The sequence below is a fragment of the Fischerella sp. PCC 9605 genome (assembly GCF_000517105.1).
Lineage (GTDB): Bacteria > Cyanobacteriota > Cyanobacteriia > Cyanobacteriales > Nostocaceae > PCC9605.
Genome location: NZ_KI912153.1, coordinates 154,673 through 169,640 on the forward strand (window position 1 = coordinate 154,673; position 14,968 = coordinate 169,640).

The following is a 14,968-nucleotide window of genomic DNA, read 5'->3' on the forward strand; positions in this document are numbered from 1 at the left end:
GGAGATTCTCACTGTATGCAACAGGCGCGTATTGGCAAGTAGTTTACTTTTCGTCGTCATCTGTTGGAAAATCTGCCTTGCCGTTGCGTTCGCCTGCGGTTTGCATTTGGGCTAGCAGTCGGAGTGAATCACTGATCCGGCGAGGTTTTGGTACTTTACTATTTCCTGCTGGCCAACCTTCACGCTGACGAGAGCGATCGCCATCCGTTTTCTCTGTTTGGTCGTGGAACAAAATTTGCTGTGTTGGATAAGGCAAATCGATGCCGTTTTCGACATATAGCTTTTGCTTGATTGCAGAAATCACCTTGTCCCGTGAACTCAGGTCGTCCGCACGCCGTGGTGGTTTAATTCACCACCGAACACGGATGTTAACGCTACTTTCGGCAAGTTCCATTACCAGCACATCGGGTGCTGGATCTTTCAGTACTTCTGAGACGCTATGCATTGCTGAGAGCATTAAATACTTTGCCCAGTCAATGTCGTCACCGTAGCCAATACCAACATCATATTCCAATCGGCGATTTTCAAAGGCAGTGTTCACAGTTACCGAATTTGTAAATAACTCGGAGTTGGGAATTACAATCCGGCGACCATCGTAAGTTCTGATTGTAGTTGCCCGTGTCTCAATATTTTCGGTTGTGTTGCAAAAACTTTTTAAGGGTAGAGCTTTCCCTATCAATCAGCTCTCGTTATGCAGCAACTAGGAAAATTTGCTCCACGAATTTTGCTTGTGCCCGAATGTCTCTATCGACTCCGTTGATTTGTCCTTTGCGAATCATGTTCATTGCTTCATATCCCCTCAAAGTTCGCCTTGCTGTATTGAAGGAAGCAAACCCCATCCCTGGATTGACCAGGCGTTTAATGAAACGATGGTCTTGCTCGACAATATTATTGAGATATTTGACTCTTCGCAATTCACTAGTTTTGGGGAGAGATTTGTCTGCATGGAGTAAATCGATGGCTTTGGGATAAGCCGCATTTTTATCGACATTAATGACTCGTGGCGAGGAGTTATGCACACAGTTCAAAGCCTTACGGAAGAATCGTTCTGCCGCACGTGCGTCTGTTTTGGCACTCAACATAAAGTCCAAAGTATTGCCTTGAGAATCCACTGCCCGGTACAGATACTTCCACTCACCCTTCACCTCAATATATGTCTCGTCAACCCGCCATGAATCATTAGTTGGTTTCAAGTGTGGTCTGCACCGCTTTTCCAGTTCGGGGGCATAAGCTTGAACCCAACGATACACCGTTGTATGGTCTACACTTAGTCCCCTCTCCAGCATCATCTCCTCTAGATTACGGTACGAGAGTGGGTAGCGTAAATACCAACGCACGCACAGCAGGATAATGTCGGATTGGAAGTGACGCCACTTGAAGGGGTGCTTGCGGTTCATCAACGGGATCAGTTTGGCTTTAGACAGTCTTCCCTAAGTATATCTACCAGACCCACTCCAGTTTTTGCAACACAACCGTGGTTTTAGCAGGGCATCCCAAACTCAAAAATGATTTGCGCCGTCCCAGTTTGGAAGAGATTGGTGCGCGGACAGATGTATTTAGCTTGGAGGGCATCAAAGGACAGCAAAAGCAATATATTTACTGGCTACTGAGCCAGTGTATTGAAGAGCCGCACATCAGCGAAGACCTAATTGAAAATGAAGCCCTAGAAATGTTGGCGACTAAACTGGTAACGCCACTACAAATTGAACACTACTTGGGACTAGCATTTGAAGAAGCTTATAAAATTGGACAGAAACCAGTCAAAGCAGAAATTATTGAAACGGTCTTAACTGCTGGCATCAATGATTTAGAACCTCGCCTAATTCGGCAAGGTTACAACACTAAAGTTTTAGCCAATTTGTTGAATATAAGGACTGCGGAAGTTCGTTCTTTTCTACAAGGTCAGTTACCCACCGGTCGCACTCAAGATTTACGAGAGCAATTGCTGAAGATTGGGATTCCTTTGTAACTGCCAAATCAATACCTGATTGAAAATTTGATTGGACGATAAACGTCCAATTTCTACCTAATAATCTGTACACAAACGTCCGGTTTTAAGCCTCTTTAAACTTGGACAGCTTTGGACAGCAATTCTCTCAAACTGGCTCTAGATATAGGTTACAGCCTAGTTGCATTTATTGTGGTTTCAAAACGCTTGTTTGCAGTTTGGTTGCATTTATTGTGGTTTGGGCCGCAATTATTGTGGTTTTGAGACTACCCCTAGTTGCAATTTATTGTGGTTTCAAAATTACCTTGATTGCAGTTTTGGGCTTTTATGTTTGCAGTTCCCAACAAGTAAGCGGTTATCTGAATTCCGCAAAATGCCTACAATCGCTTCATTCTTGGCTTGGCTGATAGCTTGGACTGTGGTGATTTCTTGATTGGCGATCGCGGCTAATTTTCTGACTAGTGGGCTGTACTCTACGTTCTCTTGGTTGGTATCTTCCTGCTCCGGCAGCGGTTGTTCTTGCTGAATAGATGTTTGCTCATCCTGAACCAAGAGCGACCCTGCACTATCTTCTTGTGGCAGTTCTTCATTAGTGGCCACTTCAGATGGTAGTTCTTCATGATATTCAGCAGTGTCTTGAACATCTACATCAGCAGTGTTTTCAGGACTTTGAAGATTATCATCAAGCTTTGTTGGTGCTTGAGTAGTGGGTAGTGAGTTTTGGGTATGGTTTTCACCTGATACTTGCTGTAATTGCTCTTGAGGTTGTTTCTTACGACGTGGCATGATGGTTATACCTCTTGTAGGTGGGGGCGATTGCTTGTTACTAGCAGGGTGATCGCCCCTTTTTGGTTGGTACTGCCGTTTAAGCAGTAGACAACCATTTAAGGTTTGTCTGTAAGTCGGCTGTCATCGGACTTACGCCAGCGCACCTATGCTGCCTTTGGGGAGTTGCTCTACTACTCTCAAGCTTTGATTTGTTGAGGTGAGGTTGTTCTTTTGCCTCACAATTTCAATACAGTCATTAATATTCACTATTGCAATACTTTTGTGATGAGTGTTGGTTATCTCATAACGCTCAATCCATCAACAAATAATATTGCATTAGTATTGCTTTTTGTGAGTAAAAACAAATACTATTGATTGCAGTAGTAAAGTTTTTGGTTCAATGAGGTGATATGGTTTGTTTTTACTTTGTATGCGAAAGCGAAAAGCAGTTACTTACAGAATCGACGAAACGGTTGTCAATGCCCTCAAGGAGCTTGCTATAGACAGAAACACTAGTGTTAACAAGTTTTTAGAGACGCATTTATTTAATCTTCTAAAAAGTGAAGGATATATAAGTGAAGAGACTAGACCTCTTGGCGAAACCCGTGGAGGGGATAGAAGTAAAGCAGACGAGGACGCCGAAGAATGATTGATATCGAAACCGCTCAACAACTGGGACTTAAGCTGAAAGCGCTACGTAAACTATTAGAAAAACAATATCCTAGACCACTATCGGTGGAAGATATCGCAAAATCAAAAAACTGGTCTATTGCAGACACGGCAATCATTATTGAATTAGCTGTTGCGGCAGACATCATCACTGAAAAAACACTCACTGAAATTGGTGAGAACGAACCCTGTTACACAATCTAGTTTTGTTATCCTGAGATCACTGACATAAAAGAGGTTTGATATGAAAACCGAACGCGAGAGAGAAGAATTAATTCAAGCTATTAACGTACTGTTAAATCAAGCTTACGACAGTACTTTAGATGAGATTTACACACTTTTAAAAAGAATTGAGGATGAAGAGGATGAAGAAGATTTAAAAGCTTATGATGCTGCTAAAGAAGATATACGTATTAATGGTACAGTTTCTTGGGAACAAATTAAACAAGAACTGAAAAAGGATGTTGCGTGAGTTATAAAGTTGAGATTTCCAAAAGTGCTTCTAAACAACTCAAAAAGCTATCCTCAGAACTTCAAGAACGTATACAAGCTAAAATTGATGATTTAGCCTTAGAACCCCGTCCAAGCGGGGTTAAGAAGCTAAAAAATAGAGAAAACGGTTATCGAATTAGAATCGGTGATTATCGAGTTATTTACGATATTTTTGATGATGTTCTATTGATAATAGTTATAGAAATAGGTCATCGAAGTAAAGTTTATAAAGATGAAAGTTAACAATCAAGAGAAATTGAGAAATATTGCTTATTCTATAGACTAGATGCTGGAGGCAGGAAAATGACGCAAGCACTACGGAAGCTAGTAAATTTTTCAGAATTTGTAGCTTGGTATCCAGAAAACTCACAACGTCGCTATGAAAAGAAGGTAAATCATGCCTGACGAATACGAATACGACGGAGACACGGGACGGACTTTTATAAACGGTCAATGGGTAGGAAAAGGAGACAGTTCTTATTCCAGTACCATTGATAAAAGCGCAAAAACTGAAGCTCAAGAACTAACTGAGACTTTTACTACCCAACTAAATAATTTTCATCTGTTAGCTGATTATTTGAAGTTTTGTGAAGTACTCGGCTTTACCCCAGATGATTATGCCGAAGAGAAATACAGACAATTTCAAGAGCTTGTAAGCGCATTGAATCAATTTGATGTAGAGTCCTTAGCCAAAATGCTGGAGGCAAGCAAATGACGCAAGCACTACGCAAACTGGTAACTTTCGAAGAATTTGTAGAGTGGAAACCTGACGGGGAGCGCTATGAATTACACGATGGAGTAATTGTTAAAATGCCTCAACCTGTAGGCGAGCACGAAGAGGTTACAGGCTTTTTAGCCTTTGAACTGACTAGAGAATGTATTCGTTTAAATCTCCCCTATCTCATACCCAAAACAGCATTAGTCAAGCCACCTGAAAATGATTCAGCTTACTCACCAGATGTGCTATTACTGAATCGCCCAAATTTAATAAACGAACCTCTGTGGAAAAAAGAATCTACTGTCACTCAAAGCGCATCGATTCCTTTAGTTGTTGAAGTTATTAGTACCAATTGGCGTGATGATTACCACAAAAAATACGCTGATTATGAAGAAATGGGAATTCCTGAATACTGGATTGTAGATTATGCAGCTTTAGGGGGCAGACGATTCATTGGCAACCCTAAACAACCAACTATCTTAATTTGTTGTTTAGAAGAAGGTGAATATCGAATTAACAAGTTTCTCGGTGATGACCGTATTACTTCACCAACATTTCCAGAGTTAAATTTAACTGCTCAACAGATTTTTCAAGCTGGTAATCTTGAGGTGTAACTATTAAGATCAGAATTCAAAGAATGCCAGTGAGGAATAAACTCAGAGAGTTTGTTGAATGGATGCCAAAAAAACCCATCAACAAGGAAAAACAAAACGATGTCTAAAAGTACGAACTTGCAATCGCAGTAGAGGAAAAATGACTAATCACATTAAAGATTAAAGAAGCATAAAAATGGAGCCAACAATTGAACAACTGAAGGCTTTCTACGATTTATGTGTGCGAGTCAGTAATTTATTGCAAACAATTGAGCTAACCAGATACGACACACGAACGCAAAGGATAGTAGTTTTGATAGGACAAACAATTCAAGCAGAGATTTTAACTAACGGAGAGACAATTTTACAATGAGTAATTTAGAAGATTATCGACAATTAACTGAGGCGGAATTGCGGGAATATATAAAACGTAATCCCCAGGACGAAGAAGCTTTTCAACATTATCTGACGATTACTAGAGCAAAACCAAACAGAGTTGTGGTTAGTACAGGTGAACAGTTGGAGGCTGAATTAAAGAAAAAGCTGGCATCTTAGACGCGATCGCTCTAGATGATGAAGGTTAGGAATCGCACTTATGAAAAGAAGGTAAATCATGCCTGACGAATACGAATACGACGGAGACACAGGACGGACTTTCACGAATGTCAATTTGCAAATAACTTTTTTAGCTCCGAAAAAGTCTAACTATACTCATCAACAATTTTCTTTAAAAAAAACTGTGGAAAAATGCTAATCTAGCCACAGCATCTCTGCAAAAAATTTACGTCAGTTTACGACAAAGGAGGTAAACCAACCAAAGCAGTATATTCAGATAGTCAGAATGGTCAGGTGAGTCGTTAGACAACAGTTTTGGTGTTGGAAAGACTTGGGAGGTCAGAAAACACCAAATTGTTTACAGACTAACGAGGCCTCACGACTCGTCCCTGTTGGCAATATTAGCATACAGGGGTGGGAGACTCATATGCTTTTTTTTGGACAAAAAGGCATCTGGCTCTACAGTTTCTCCCAACTCGCTTGTTGAAGCGGAACCAAAAGCGCGATGCGAATCGTATTAGCCGCTAAATCTATGGAGAAATTTAACAGCTGGATGCCTCCTATCAGGAGGATAAAACCGTGAACACTTCATTTTTCCAGCTACAACCTGCTTTACCTTACCTTCATCGCCGTCAATTACTGGCTTTCTACATTCGTGGTTATCCGCAGGCTAGCCATTTGCATTGTGTAAGTCGTTCCAGAGGCTTGGAAAAGAGCTTCTTTTAAGAAATCGGTTAGCTGCCCACACGCAGACACATGGTTAGCTATTAGGCAACCAACCGTAAGATTCCAACTTCAATTTAACAATGTTTGCGTAATAGAGGCCAAGCTAGCTCTTGCTTTAACCAAGTGGCATCGATGGACTAAAACCTTGACTGGGTGAAGATTTCAGAAAAAAAAAGCTCTTCTTTTAATGGGTTATTTATTCCCCCTGAGAACTATTTTTCATTTGAAACAAAGGCATTTACCTTAAATTCTGCGTCTGCATTCAAGATTGTCAAAACTCTAATACCCACAGACAACCCATCCGTTATGCCAGAAGCCATCTACCCTCTGCCTTCCCATAACACTTGGTCAATGCACCGCTAGTTTTGCCCCTAATTGTGGGTAGCTCCGATGGAACAAACCCATCATCGGAGATACCAAAATGGTACAAGACCACAGTATTGGTGAACATAGCAAGTACTCAAGGCAGTATAATCACGCTGAAAGAAGGGGTGAGGCAACATGAGCGGCTTTACCCTATTTCGGCGTGGCGAACGCCCCATCTGCCTTGGTGCAAGGATTGGTTGCCGTCAGTCCAATGATACTGGCTTGATATTTTGTCGCAACACTAGAGCTAACCCCACTGGCTACGTTTACAGAGGTGAGGATGTTTGGGGCTTTGGACTTTGGCAATCTACCGAAGACGCTGTTGCTTTCTCTGGACAAGTTAAACAGGAGAGGGAGCGGCGGCAGCAAGAATTTCTGATACACCAACAGCGGCGCAAGCAGCAGCAAATAGCACAGTAACTGAGCGCAGTCGAGCGTGACAGGTGGTATCGCCGGTTATTGGCGAGGCTGACACTGACCGAAGGCGATCGCTCAAAACTACTGGAGCGTGGCTTTACAACTGAGCAGATTGACTTTGATTGTTACAAGAGCGTTAGCCAATTTCATCAAGTTGGAATTGGCTACCCCTTGAATCTACCGGGGATACTAACAAGCGGTTTTGGCAACGACCAAATTCTTAATGTTCCTGGAGACGGCATCTTATGTCCGATTTACAACAAAGATGGATTGATAGTTAGTTGCCAAGTGCGTCTACACGACAGTACTTCAGGACGGTATAGATGGCTGACTAGTGCCACAAAGAAAAAACCACAAGGGGCAACTTCTCATTTAAATGGGGAACTACCGGTGGGGATTTTTGAGCCACTGTGTCAAAAAAAGGTTAACTCAATTTGGCTAACTGAAGGAACAACCATCAAACCATCGATTACGCGCTATCGCTTGGGTGTTCCCGTCCTTGGCGCTGCTAGCGGTCGATTTAATGCCAGTCCCGAAATATCGGCAGCAGCTGTAGAGTACCTTGCATCTAAGTACCAAACCACAGTGCTAACTTTTGCGGTTGACGCTGGCGATGTAGTCAACCGTTCTGGTGTACCCCAAAGATGGCAGCAACAATTCGATTTCTTCGCTGGACTCGGTTACACCTGCCGTATTGCTTGGTGGGGGCAAGTTGATAAAACTTTCGGCGACATTGACGAATTAGAGCCAGAAAGATACGAATCAATTCGCTTTTTGACTCCGAGAGAATTCAAAGAAATTTGTGTTAAGTGGGGAGGATTAGAAACCAGAACAGAAACTAACAATTTAAGAGCGATTGACTATCAAGAACGAGTAGCAAAAGTACAAAAGAAATTACACACTCTCAGTTACCCAATTGATTTAGTTTGCGATTCAAGTAAGAAGTATTTACCTGACTTGGTGGGTCAAATTCCTGTCAGTGGAATTGTGGCTTTAAAAGCACCTAAAGGCAGTGGAAAATCATACCAAATCAAACAAATCAAGAACCATTGCTGCGGTTATTGGTCACAGTTTTCTCCTTTTAAAAATGAGCCAGCCTTTATGCGAGGCGAAGGTCATGTTAAGGCAGGCTTGAATAAACTTTGCGATATGCCAACAGATCTGCGCGATCAACCATCAAAGCCTGCCTTATCCCCAAGCCAATATGCGACGGATAATTCGCAAGCCTCCGGATTCATCCGTGGAGAGGGCAGCGTCCATAAGGACGCTGCCCTCTCTGGCTCATTTTTAAATTCATTGAATCGAAGGTCAGAGAGAATTATTCAACCATTAGCATCAGAAGTATCGCCATCACAGCTTGAGATATTTAGCAAGAATAAAGAGAAGATATCAGATAGCCAGCAGATAGCGCCTCAAGTTGAAAGGATACGACATAAAGGGCTAGGGATGAATTTTCTTAGCATTAATGCTCGTATTGCGCTTGGTAGAGAACAGGCTGTGAGGTGGGAGTTCACATGGATTGAGGATGCTGACCTTGAGACAGCAACAGAATTTTCCGGAGCCAAATTATCCACTATCTCAATCATTGAAAACATCAGTGAGATTGGTTTATGTTGGGATTCTTTAGGTAAAATTTTTGGTCGCGATTGGTCAAATACCTTAGTAGTAATCGATGAAATCGAGCTAGGATTGAATCACGTTGTTACTAGCTCAACTTGCCGCGACAGACGGTCTTTCATCCTTCATACTCTTGAGCAGAAATTAAGAGAATGCCTAGACAATGGCGGCTTGGTTGTAGTGGCAGACGCCGACTTAACAGATACAACTCTTGATTATTTAACAACTATTGCGCCTGGATATCCGCCCTTTATTGTTAGCCATGACTTCAAAGGCGAACCTTGGGAAATTGACTTTTATACAGGCAAACGTGATGTAATTTTAAGCCAGATAGAATCTTGGCTAGCCGACCCAAATTGTAGACCGATTGCCATCACTTTAGATAATCAGAAAGAAGCCGAAGCTTTGTCTATACATCTAACAAGAAAATTTCCTTGGCTTTTGCAACAACAAGGAGGGTTAATTAGGATTGATTCTAGGATTACTCAGACAGATTTTGGAAAAGATTTTGTCAAACGACCCAATGAAAGTATTCAAAAATATCAGCCGAAAGCCTTGATTTACACCCCATCACTGGGCGTGGGATGCTCTATTGACATTGAATACTTCGCTCACGTTTTTGGACTGTGCTTTGGCAACCTAGAACCATCTCAAGCACGGCAGATGCTAGCCAGGGTAAGGCCGGCAGTACCGCGTACTGTTTGGTGTAAAGCCAGAGCGCTTAATACCGAAAACGAATCTACGTCTTACCTGCCCTCGGAAATCAAACACCAATTGTTTAATTATTACGAAACATCAACGCAGTTAGTTCAATTGGCTATAACTCTAGCCAGGGAAAAAGCAGAAAACGCACAATCTGACGCCGAACTATTACCTCATTTAATTGAGGTATTGCAGGGAATGATGGGGGAAAATGGCACTTGGAATAATCCCCACATTGACCTTTACTGTCAGCAGGTAGCTAGACGAAATTATTCCCTCTCCCAGTTAGCGGTACAACTACGGCAAGAATTAATTGATGAGGGTCATAGGGTTAACGACTTTGGAGCACAGGAGAAAACCGCCGCAGCAGATGCCGTGCGGCAAGGTAAGGACGAAATCAAACACCATGATGCCACTCGGACCGCGATCGCCAAAGACATTACCTTTGAACAGGCCATTGAAATTAAACGCAAACCAGCCCGGACTGCTGATGAGGATTATGCAGCGACAAAAGCTTTCTTAAAGCGAGAATTGCCTTCTGTGGAACTCACAGCCGATTTTCTTTATAAGGCAGTATATAAGGACAATCGCCGTTGGCTCAATCAAATAAAGCTCCACTGGTGGTGCTTAAACCAGGATGCGATTAAATATGAGGATGAGAAGGAGTGGCGACGCAAATTAAAACAGTTCAGTAAGGGTGTGCCATTTCTGCCGGACGTTAAAACCTACACCCCCAAAGTTGAAGGAGAGCGAAAAATTTCGCCGTCTTCCGCACTTTTGGTGATGGTGCTTAAGGCAGAAGGCAGAGGGCAGAAGGCAGAAGGAGGAAGGAGGAAGAAAGGAGTATAATTAAGACACTTCAAACTTTCGACTTCAAACTTAATTATGAGCTATAGAAATCAGTTTATATGGCAAAGAGCTGTTCAACTTGCCATCCATTGCTATAAATTTACAGACCTATTCCCTAAATCAGAATTGTATGGCTTAACCTGTCAAATACGGCGTTCTTCTGTCTCTGTAGCATCCAATATAGCAGAGGGCTATGGAAGGCGCTCCAAACAGGAATATGTACAGTTTTTGCATATTGCATTAGGTTCTTTGAGAGAACTCGATACACAATTAATCATTGCCAAAGAGGTAGATTTGGCTGAGAAAAATCTTTTTACTCCCCTATTGAAAGAAGTAGAGGAAATGCAAAGTATATTAGTTGCTACTTTAAATAAGCTTAAAGTTGAAAACTCTACCAAAGAGAAACCAGCCAGTAGAAGAGATTAAACAATTGTGGAAAATGGTCAGTATGAAATGATTAAATGCGCTCGTATCTTAACGAGCCTAAATCTATTGAAGACGCAATCCAGCCCTTGTGTTTTAAAATACGTGGAGCATACGGGCTTTTAGTAGATCTAATTTGGCTCGACCATACATCTGGCGTTTAATCAGCTTCAGCTTATTAATTTGTCCCTCAACTTGACCATTACTCCACTCGTACTTGAGAGCAGCAGCCACTGCCAGGTAATCTTGCTGAATACCTAATGCAAAGTTTTTCATTTCAAGAATTTGACTCTCAAGAGCTTGTGCCAGCCACTCATCTAAAATATCTGCTTGTTGGCGTTTTTTAATCAACTCTTGGAATGAAAGTGCGAGGTTTTGTAGTGTCCGGAATTCTGGACACTCATCGCACACATACTTGATAAATGTTTGCTGTTCCAGCTTTAATTGTTCTGATGGTTTTAGTAACCATCGTGCTACACGGCGAGCATTGGGTAGTTTAAAAGTTGCTTGAGCTTGTAGAAATTGTCGCTGCTGTTGGAGTGTCAAATTCTTCCTTTGTTTACGTAGTCGTCTGATATAACGCTCAACCATCTTAATTTTGCCCGAATACCCTTTCGCTTTGACTTCGTGCCAAAGTTGTGTAGCATTTTCACAACCTTCAACCCAACGTTGGTGGAGGTAACAAATGTATGGCTCAAGCTTACTCCCTAACTGAACCTTTGCTCTTTCTGGAAAATTTTCTGCCTGAATGTACTTGCGAATAGTAGGTTCACTTATCCCTGTGGCTAAGCGCAATATCGCGTTGCAAAACACCCTGAGGGGAGCAACTTCCTTACCTCGCAGTACCGGGCATATCGTTGTTCTCGGCGTTGTGCAACTTCAGATGGGTTGCCAGAAGACAACATTGAAACAGGTTCAAGTTTATTAGCGTACTCTATTAGCTGACATTGAGTTACTTTTGCTGCTGAGGGTGCTAAGATTGACTGATTACGGGTGACAAAACGCTCAACTGCTTCGCCTAGATTCTTTAATAGATGCCAACGATCTGCGACTTGTACTGCGTCAGGCGCTCCTTCACGAGCAGCCTCCGCGTAAAAAAGCGCACGGTCTCGACTAATAATTTCAACACCAGGATGTTGTCTCAACCAAGTGGCCAAAGTTGACGATTCTCGGTCGGGTAATAAGTCAACTGGTCGGTGTCGTTCAAGATCTACTAAGAGCGTTCCATAACGATGCCCCTTTTGGAACGCCCAGTCATCAACGCCCAAGACACGGGGAGTTGGATTGTCAGGTAATAAACTTTGCCTAATTCGACGTAGCAGCGTATCTCCACTAATTGGCATTCCCAATCGCTTCGCAAGGAAAGTTCCTGCTTGACCACCCAACATCATTCCAATCAAACGCAGTGAATCGTTAAGTCTAATCGTTTGTCTAGCATAAGCGGCAACTACACTGCCAATACGTTCACAAAATATTCTTTGTGGGCAATTTACCTCTAGACAAAAGAACTTACGGGTTAGCAACTGCATTCGCACCCTGGTTCCTTGCCAAGGTAGATCTGCCACTTGACGTTGATAGTGGCTATGTATGCGAGACGAAGGTTGGTGACAACTAGGACATAGAGCTTTTTGTTGAGTTGTCTTCACAACCAATATAATCAAACCATCTAATGATGTAATTTTTTCTAATGTCAGTGCCTTTGGGTCGGCTAGTATAGGTGTTTCATTCATATCAGCTGTTATAGCTAATTGAAAGGCAACTACAGAAAATAAATAATTACGGATGTCCTCACATAACCGTATAAACTGGGCTTTTGGTTGACATCTGAACCATTAGTTATATAGTCAAACGCTACAAGCTTTGATTAAAATTTTGTTTCTTACTTCTTCGTGCTTTTTACTTCTGCCTTCTGCCCTCTGCCTTCTGCCTTAACACTCATCACCAAAATTGCGCGAGAACCAAATTTCGGGGGAGATGGGCATTAATCATCCCAAAGGCCTTGAAACCTGACAGATGCGAGTTCGGTGTAACGCACTGTGTGCTGAATATTTTTATGTCCTAAGTAACTCTGAATTGTCCGGGTGTCAGTACCTCGATTAGCCTTGGGGTAACCCGTTCCATGCCGTAGCATATGAGCATGAACTCTAAAAGGTAGACCAGCCAACTGACCAGCCCGTTCAATAATTCCACCGACAGTATCAAATGCTAATGGCCCATGTCGAGAGGACTGGAAAACGTAGGGACTAGCAGGATAATCTCTTTGAAGCTTGCGGAGAGAACGAATTTCCTCAGAGTAAAGAGGATGGGTAGACGGAGTACCTTTTTTAACTCGCTTCACGTAAAGTGTCCCACCATTCCAATCTATTTGTTCCCAGCGCAGAGATGCCACCTCTGCCACTCGCAATCCGTGACGGTAGATCAACAAAATTAGGGTTGAGTCGGGCGTGAGCCTGGGAGTATTTGCGAGAGTTAGGCGATTGACGCTCTCCTTTTTGAGTTTTACCAACTTTCGGTACTTGGACGAGCTGCTTGACCATGACCCAAACTCCTGAAAAGCTTGGGGTATACGAACTGATTTTACCAACTTAAACACGAAAGTTGGTAAGCACATAGACATAAAAACCAAGCCAATCTTCTACAGAAATCTATACTCAGGAAGTAAACTTAATTACATTTATATTAAGTATTTAAGCAGCATGAGGCATTCGCTGATTATCTTCGCTATCGACCCTAAATCCGGGATACCATTGCTGAAATTTACTAATCCACTCGTCATTTAAAACTTTTGTTCGGACTTGAATTAGGAGATGGCAACATCCAGGAGTCCACCGCATTTGTTGTTTTTTAACGAATCGTTTGCTAATCACTTGATTGACGGTAGATTCTACAAACGAGCTGGAAATACGTTCTCCATTACGGTAGCGTTCGCCATAATTTGGAATATACTGACCATTATTTGAGATGTAGGTTTCAAACTCCTTTAAATGGTCACAGAGTTTTTCCGCCTCCAGGCTTGGTTCAGTATCATAATCATCTGAAGCTAATGCACAGGCACTATCAATTAAATCTTCAATTTTTGATAATGCTTTAAATACATTGCCATGCCACAAATACCACTTTAAATAAGTCAAATCTTTTTGGATGGATTCGCTCGAAATACCTGTTTCTAAATCTTCTTTACTAATACCTTTGGCAATTTGTTTCATCACAGTTATCCGCATTGTGATGTGAAACCAATCGAGTATATGTTCTGCATTAGGGTTAAGATAATACTGTAGGTCACGTATACTTTCTTCACCATCTGATAAAAATGTGACCTGTTGGTTCATTTGCATCCCTTGGGATTTTAACACCTCAAATATACGTCGTTGGGGTTTAGTATCGTAACAATAAACCATGCCAAAACGCTTGGATGTACCGTCAGCTTTTATACTCTTACCTGCAATAACTTGAAATTGGCCCGCTGTTTTATTTTTCCGGTCATAGAAACGAACATATCCTCCATCCATACCCACTACCAATGGTAAATCAGGTCTAGGCAGCTTGTCCCACTCTCTCTGACAACCCTCGAATAATATTCCTGCTTCTTCTGGTAACTCTGATTCCAAACGCTTACCAAGTGAGTGTAGATTGTTCCGTATAGTTGTAGCGTTTATTTCTCCTTCTATTGGTAGTAATTCTTGTAAGAGTTTGCTGGACAGTCCATAGGACATTAGAGATGCAAATTTTGATTCTAGGTAGAGCAATTCCGGTGATGTGCGCTCTTTTAGCAGGTTGGCTACTGGGTTAAAACTGCGAGTTGCTTGCTCGGTACAGGCACAGTGAAATAATCGATGACATTGCAGTTTTAATTTACCGAAAGGTGTCCTATGTGTGATTGTTCGTTTATCTTTATGCAATAACTTCTTACCACAATGTGAGCATAATTTTTGCTGTTTTTGATATAGAGCTATTTGTTGATTAACTATGCTGCATTGTGTCTGAAGCAATAATTCTTTGCCTTGAGCTAGCGTTAGTCCTAAATTTTCAGGTTGTAGATTACCCTTTTCAATTTGTAAAACTTCTTGAATTAATTGGGTTTCTCCTGATTCTGATTCAACAACTACTTGGATTTTAAATTTCACG

Annotated in this window: 20 protein-coding genes and 1 pseudogene; 14 read left to right on the plus strand and 7 right to left on the minus strand. The window is 41.9% G+C overall.

What is annotated here, in order from left to right; genetic code table 11:
* Window positions 1-43: 43 nt before the first annotated feature.
* A pseudogene (locus tag FIS9605_RS39335) lies at window positions 44-655 on the minus strand (mechanosensitive ion channel family protein); the annotation flags it as partial.
* A 34-nt stretch (window positions 656-689) separates the two neighbouring features.
* Complete coding sequence (locus FIS9605_RS43570) at window positions 690-1,397, minus strand: IS6 family transposase (RefSeq protein WP_026736029.1); 708 nt, start codon at window positions 1,395-1,397, stop codon at window positions 690-692.
* 77 nt (window positions 1,398-1,474) lie between these two features.
* Here FIS9605_RS43570 and FIS9605_RS39340 point away from each other — a divergent pair, with 77 nt between their 5' ends.
* A complete protein-coding gene (locus FIS9605_RS39340; RefSeq protein WP_051470257.1) occupies window positions 1,475-1,969 on the plus strand; it encodes a hypothetical protein in 495 nt (164 codons plus the stop codon).
* Window positions 1,970-2,248: 279 nt separating this feature from the next.
* On the opposite strand, the gene FIS9605_RS0133145 is transcribed toward FIS9605_RS39340, so the two are convergent.
* Complete coding sequence (locus FIS9605_RS0133145) at window positions 2,249-2,734, minus strand: hypothetical protein (RefSeq protein ID WP_026736323.1); 486 nt, start codon at window positions 2,732-2,734, stop codon at window positions 2,249-2,251.
* Window positions 2,735-3,146: 412 nt separating this feature from the next.
* Between FIS9605_RS0133145 and FIS9605_RS0133150 the strand changes: the two genes are divergently transcribed.
* The 13 genes from FIS9605_RS0133150 to FIS9605_RS39350 all read left to right on the plus strand — a co-directional run bounded on the left by FIS9605_RS0133150 (window position 3,147) and on the right by FIS9605_RS39350 (window position 10,846).
* A complete protein-coding gene (locus FIS9605_RS0133150) occupies window positions 3,147-3,365 on the plus strand; it encodes a hypothetical protein (protein WP_026736324.1) in 219 nt (72 codons plus the stop codon).
* Complete coding sequence (locus FIS9605_RS0133155; protein WP_026736325.1) at window positions 3,362-3,589, plus strand: hypothetical protein; 228 nt, start codon at window positions 3,362-3,364, stop codon at window positions 3,587-3,589. The genes FIS9605_RS0133150 and FIS9605_RS0133155 overlap by 4 nt, the downstream gene beginning before the upstream one ends.
* A 40-nt stretch (window positions 3,590-3,629) precedes the next feature.
* On the plus strand, window positions 3,630-3,857 hold the full coding sequence (locus tag FIS9605_RS0133160) for a hypothetical protein (RefSeq protein ID WP_026736326.1): 228 nt from the start codon (window positions 3,630-3,632) through the stop codon (window positions 3,855-3,857).
* Window positions 3,854-4,120 carry a type II toxin-antitoxin system RelE family toxin gene (locus FIS9605_RS0133165; RefSeq protein WP_026736327.1) on the plus strand — a complete coding sequence of 89 codons (267 nt, stop codon included), beginning with the start codon at window positions 3,854-3,856 and terminating at the stop codon, window positions 4,118-4,120. The genes FIS9605_RS0133160 and FIS9605_RS0133165 overlap by 4 nt, the downstream gene beginning before the upstream one ends.
* Window positions 4,121-4,274: 154 nt before the next feature.
* Complete coding sequence (locus FIS9605_RS0133175) at window positions 4,275-4,592, plus strand: hypothetical protein (RefSeq protein ID WP_231510578.1); 318 nt, start codon at window positions 4,275-4,277, stop codon at window positions 4,590-4,592.
* On the plus strand, window positions 4,589-5,209 hold the full coding sequence (locus FIS9605_RS0133180; protein ID WP_026736329.1) for a Uma2 family endonuclease: 621 nt from the start codon (window positions 4,589-4,591) through the stop codon (window positions 5,207-5,209). Before FIS9605_RS0133175 ends, FIS9605_RS0133180 begins: the two co-directional genes overlap by 4 nt.
* A gap of 175 nt (window positions 5,210-5,384) precedes the next feature.
* The gene (locus FIS9605_RS44675; protein ID WP_197036229.1) at window positions 5,385-5,561 is read left to right on the plus strand and encodes a DUF6888 family protein; all 177 of its coding nucleotides are present in this window, start codon (window positions 5,385-5,387) and stop codon (window positions 5,559-5,561) included.
* Window positions 5,558-5,743 (plus strand): DUF6887 family protein, encoded by a 186-nt coding sequence (locus tag FIS9605_RS0133190; RefSeq protein WP_026736330.1) that lies wholly within the window; start codon window positions 5,558-5,560, stop codon window positions 5,741-5,743. Before FIS9605_RS44675 ends, FIS9605_RS0133190 begins: the two co-directional genes overlap by 4 nt.
* A gap of 58 nt (window positions 5,744-5,801) precedes the next feature.
* Entirely contained in the window at window positions 5,802-5,942 is a 141-nt protein-coding gene (locus FIS9605_RS44680) for a hypothetical protein (RefSeq protein WP_197036230.1), read from the plus strand.
* A 380-nt stretch (window positions 5,943-6,322) separates the two neighbouring features.
* Window positions 6,323-6,469, plus strand: a complete 147-nt coding sequence (locus tag FIS9605_RS43580) for a hypothetical protein (protein WP_155960653.1) — start codon at window positions 6,323-6,325, stop codon at window positions 6,467-6,469.
* 501 nt (window positions 6,470-6,970) lie between these two features.
* The gene (locus tag FIS9605_RS0133200) at window positions 6,971-7,255 is read left to right on the plus strand and encodes a hypothetical protein (protein ID WP_026736331.1); all 285 of its coding nucleotides are present in this window, start codon (window positions 6,971-6,973) and stop codon (window positions 7,253-7,255) included.
* 39 nt (window positions 7,256-7,294) lie between these two features.
* Window positions 7,295-10,420, plus strand: coding sequence for a plasmid replication protein, CyRepA1 family (locus FIS9605_RS40180; protein WP_026736332.1), 3,126 nt, complete (start codon window positions 7,295-7,297; stop codon window positions 10,418-10,420).
* Window positions 10,421-10,456: 36 nt separating this feature from the next.
* A complete protein-coding gene (locus FIS9605_RS39350) occupies window positions 10,457-10,846 on the plus strand; it encodes a four helix bundle protein (RefSeq protein ID WP_035140633.1) in 390 nt (129 codons plus the stop codon).
* A gap of 93 nt (window positions 10,847-10,939) precedes the next feature.
* Here FIS9605_RS39350 and FIS9605_RS39355 read toward each other — a convergent pair whose 3' ends face one another.
* The 4 genes from FIS9605_RS39355 to FIS9605_RS0133225 form a co-directional block, all read right to left on the minus strand.
* Window positions 10,940-11,434 carry a transposase gene (locus FIS9605_RS39355; protein WP_442854758.1) on the minus strand — a complete coding sequence of 165 codons (495 nt, stop codon included), beginning with the start codon at window positions 11,432-11,434 and terminating at the stop codon, window positions 10,940-10,942.
* A gap of 194 nt (window positions 11,435-11,628) precedes the next feature.
* Window positions 11,629-12,573, minus strand: coding sequence for an ISL3 family transposase (locus tag FIS9605_RS39360; protein ID WP_051470258.1), 945 nt, complete (start codon window positions 12,571-12,573; stop codon window positions 11,629-11,631).
* Between the two features lie 251 nt (window positions 12,574-12,824).
* A complete protein-coding gene (locus tag FIS9605_RS0133220; protein ID WP_072032461.1) occupies window positions 12,825-13,349 on the minus strand; it encodes a tyrosine-type recombinase/integrase in 525 nt (174 codons plus the stop codon).
* A 181-nt stretch (window positions 13,350-13,530) separates the two neighbouring features.
* Window positions 13,531-14,967 carry an ISKra4 family transposase gene (locus tag FIS9605_RS0133225; protein WP_026736334.1) on the minus strand — a complete coding sequence of 479 codons (1,437 nt, stop codon included), beginning with the start codon at window positions 14,965-14,967 and terminating at the stop codon, window positions 13,531-13,533.
* Between the last annotated feature and the right edge of the window lies 1 nt (window position 14,968).

What these genes read in the sequence shown, in the direction of transcription:
- FIS9605_RS43570 (WP_026736029.1), bottom strand. Translation starts at nt 1,397, where the DNA reads ATGAACCGCAAGCACCCCTTCAAGTGGCGTCACTTCCAATCCGACATT.
- FIS9605_RS0133145 (WP_026736323.1), bottom strand. Translation starts at nt 2,734, where the DNA reads ATGCCACGTCGTAAGAAACAACCTCAAGAGCAATTACAGCAAGTATCA.
- FIS9605_RS0133150 (WP_026736324.1), top strand. Translation starts at nt 3,147, where the DNA reads ATGCGAAAGCGAAAAGCAGTTACTTACAGAATCGACGAAACGGTTGTC.
- FIS9605_RS0133155 (WP_026736325.1), top strand. Translation starts at nt 3,362, where the DNA reads ATGATTGATATCGAAACCGCTCAACAACTGGGACTTAAGCTGAAAGCG.
- FIS9605_RS0133160 (WP_026736326.1), top strand. Translation starts at nt 3,630, where the DNA reads ATGAAAACCGAACGCGAGAGAGAAGAATTAATTCAAGCTATTAACGTA.
- FIS9605_RS0133175 (WP_231510578.1), top strand. Translation starts at nt 4,275, where the DNA reads ATGCCTGACGAATACGAATACGACGGAGACACGGGACGGACTTTTATA.
- FIS9605_RS0133180 (WP_026736329.1), top strand. Translation starts at nt 4,589, where the DNA reads ATGACGCAAGCACTACGCAAACTGGTAACTTTCGAAGAATTTGTAGAG.
- FIS9605_RS44675 (WP_197036229.1), top strand. Translation starts at nt 5,385, where the DNA reads ATGGAGCCAACAATTGAACAACTGAAGGCTTTCTACGATTTATGTGTG.
- FIS9605_RS0133190 (WP_026736330.1), top strand. Translation starts at nt 5,558, where the DNA reads ATGAGTAATTTAGAAGATTATCGACAATTAACTGAGGCGGAATTGCGG.
- FIS9605_RS44680 (WP_197036230.1), top strand. Translation starts at nt 5,802, where the DNA reads ATGCCTGACGAATACGAATACGACGGAGACACAGGACGGACTTTCACG.
- FIS9605_RS0133200 (WP_026736331.1), top strand. Translation starts at nt 6,971, where the DNA reads ATGAGCGGCTTTACCCTATTTCGGCGTGGCGAACGCCCCATCTGCCTT.
- FIS9605_RS39350 (WP_035140633.1), top strand. Translation starts at nt 10,457, where the DNA reads ATGAGCTATAGAAATCAGTTTATATGGCAAAGAGCTGTTCAACTTGCC.
- FIS9605_RS39355 (WP_442854758.1), bottom strand. Translation starts at nt 11,434, where the DNA reads ATGGTTGAGCGTTATATCAGACGACTACGTAAACAAAGGAAGAATTTG.
- FIS9605_RS39360 (WP_051470258.1), bottom strand. Translation starts at nt 12,573, where the DNA reads ATGAATGAAACACCTATACTAGCCGACCCAAAGGCACTGACATTAGAA.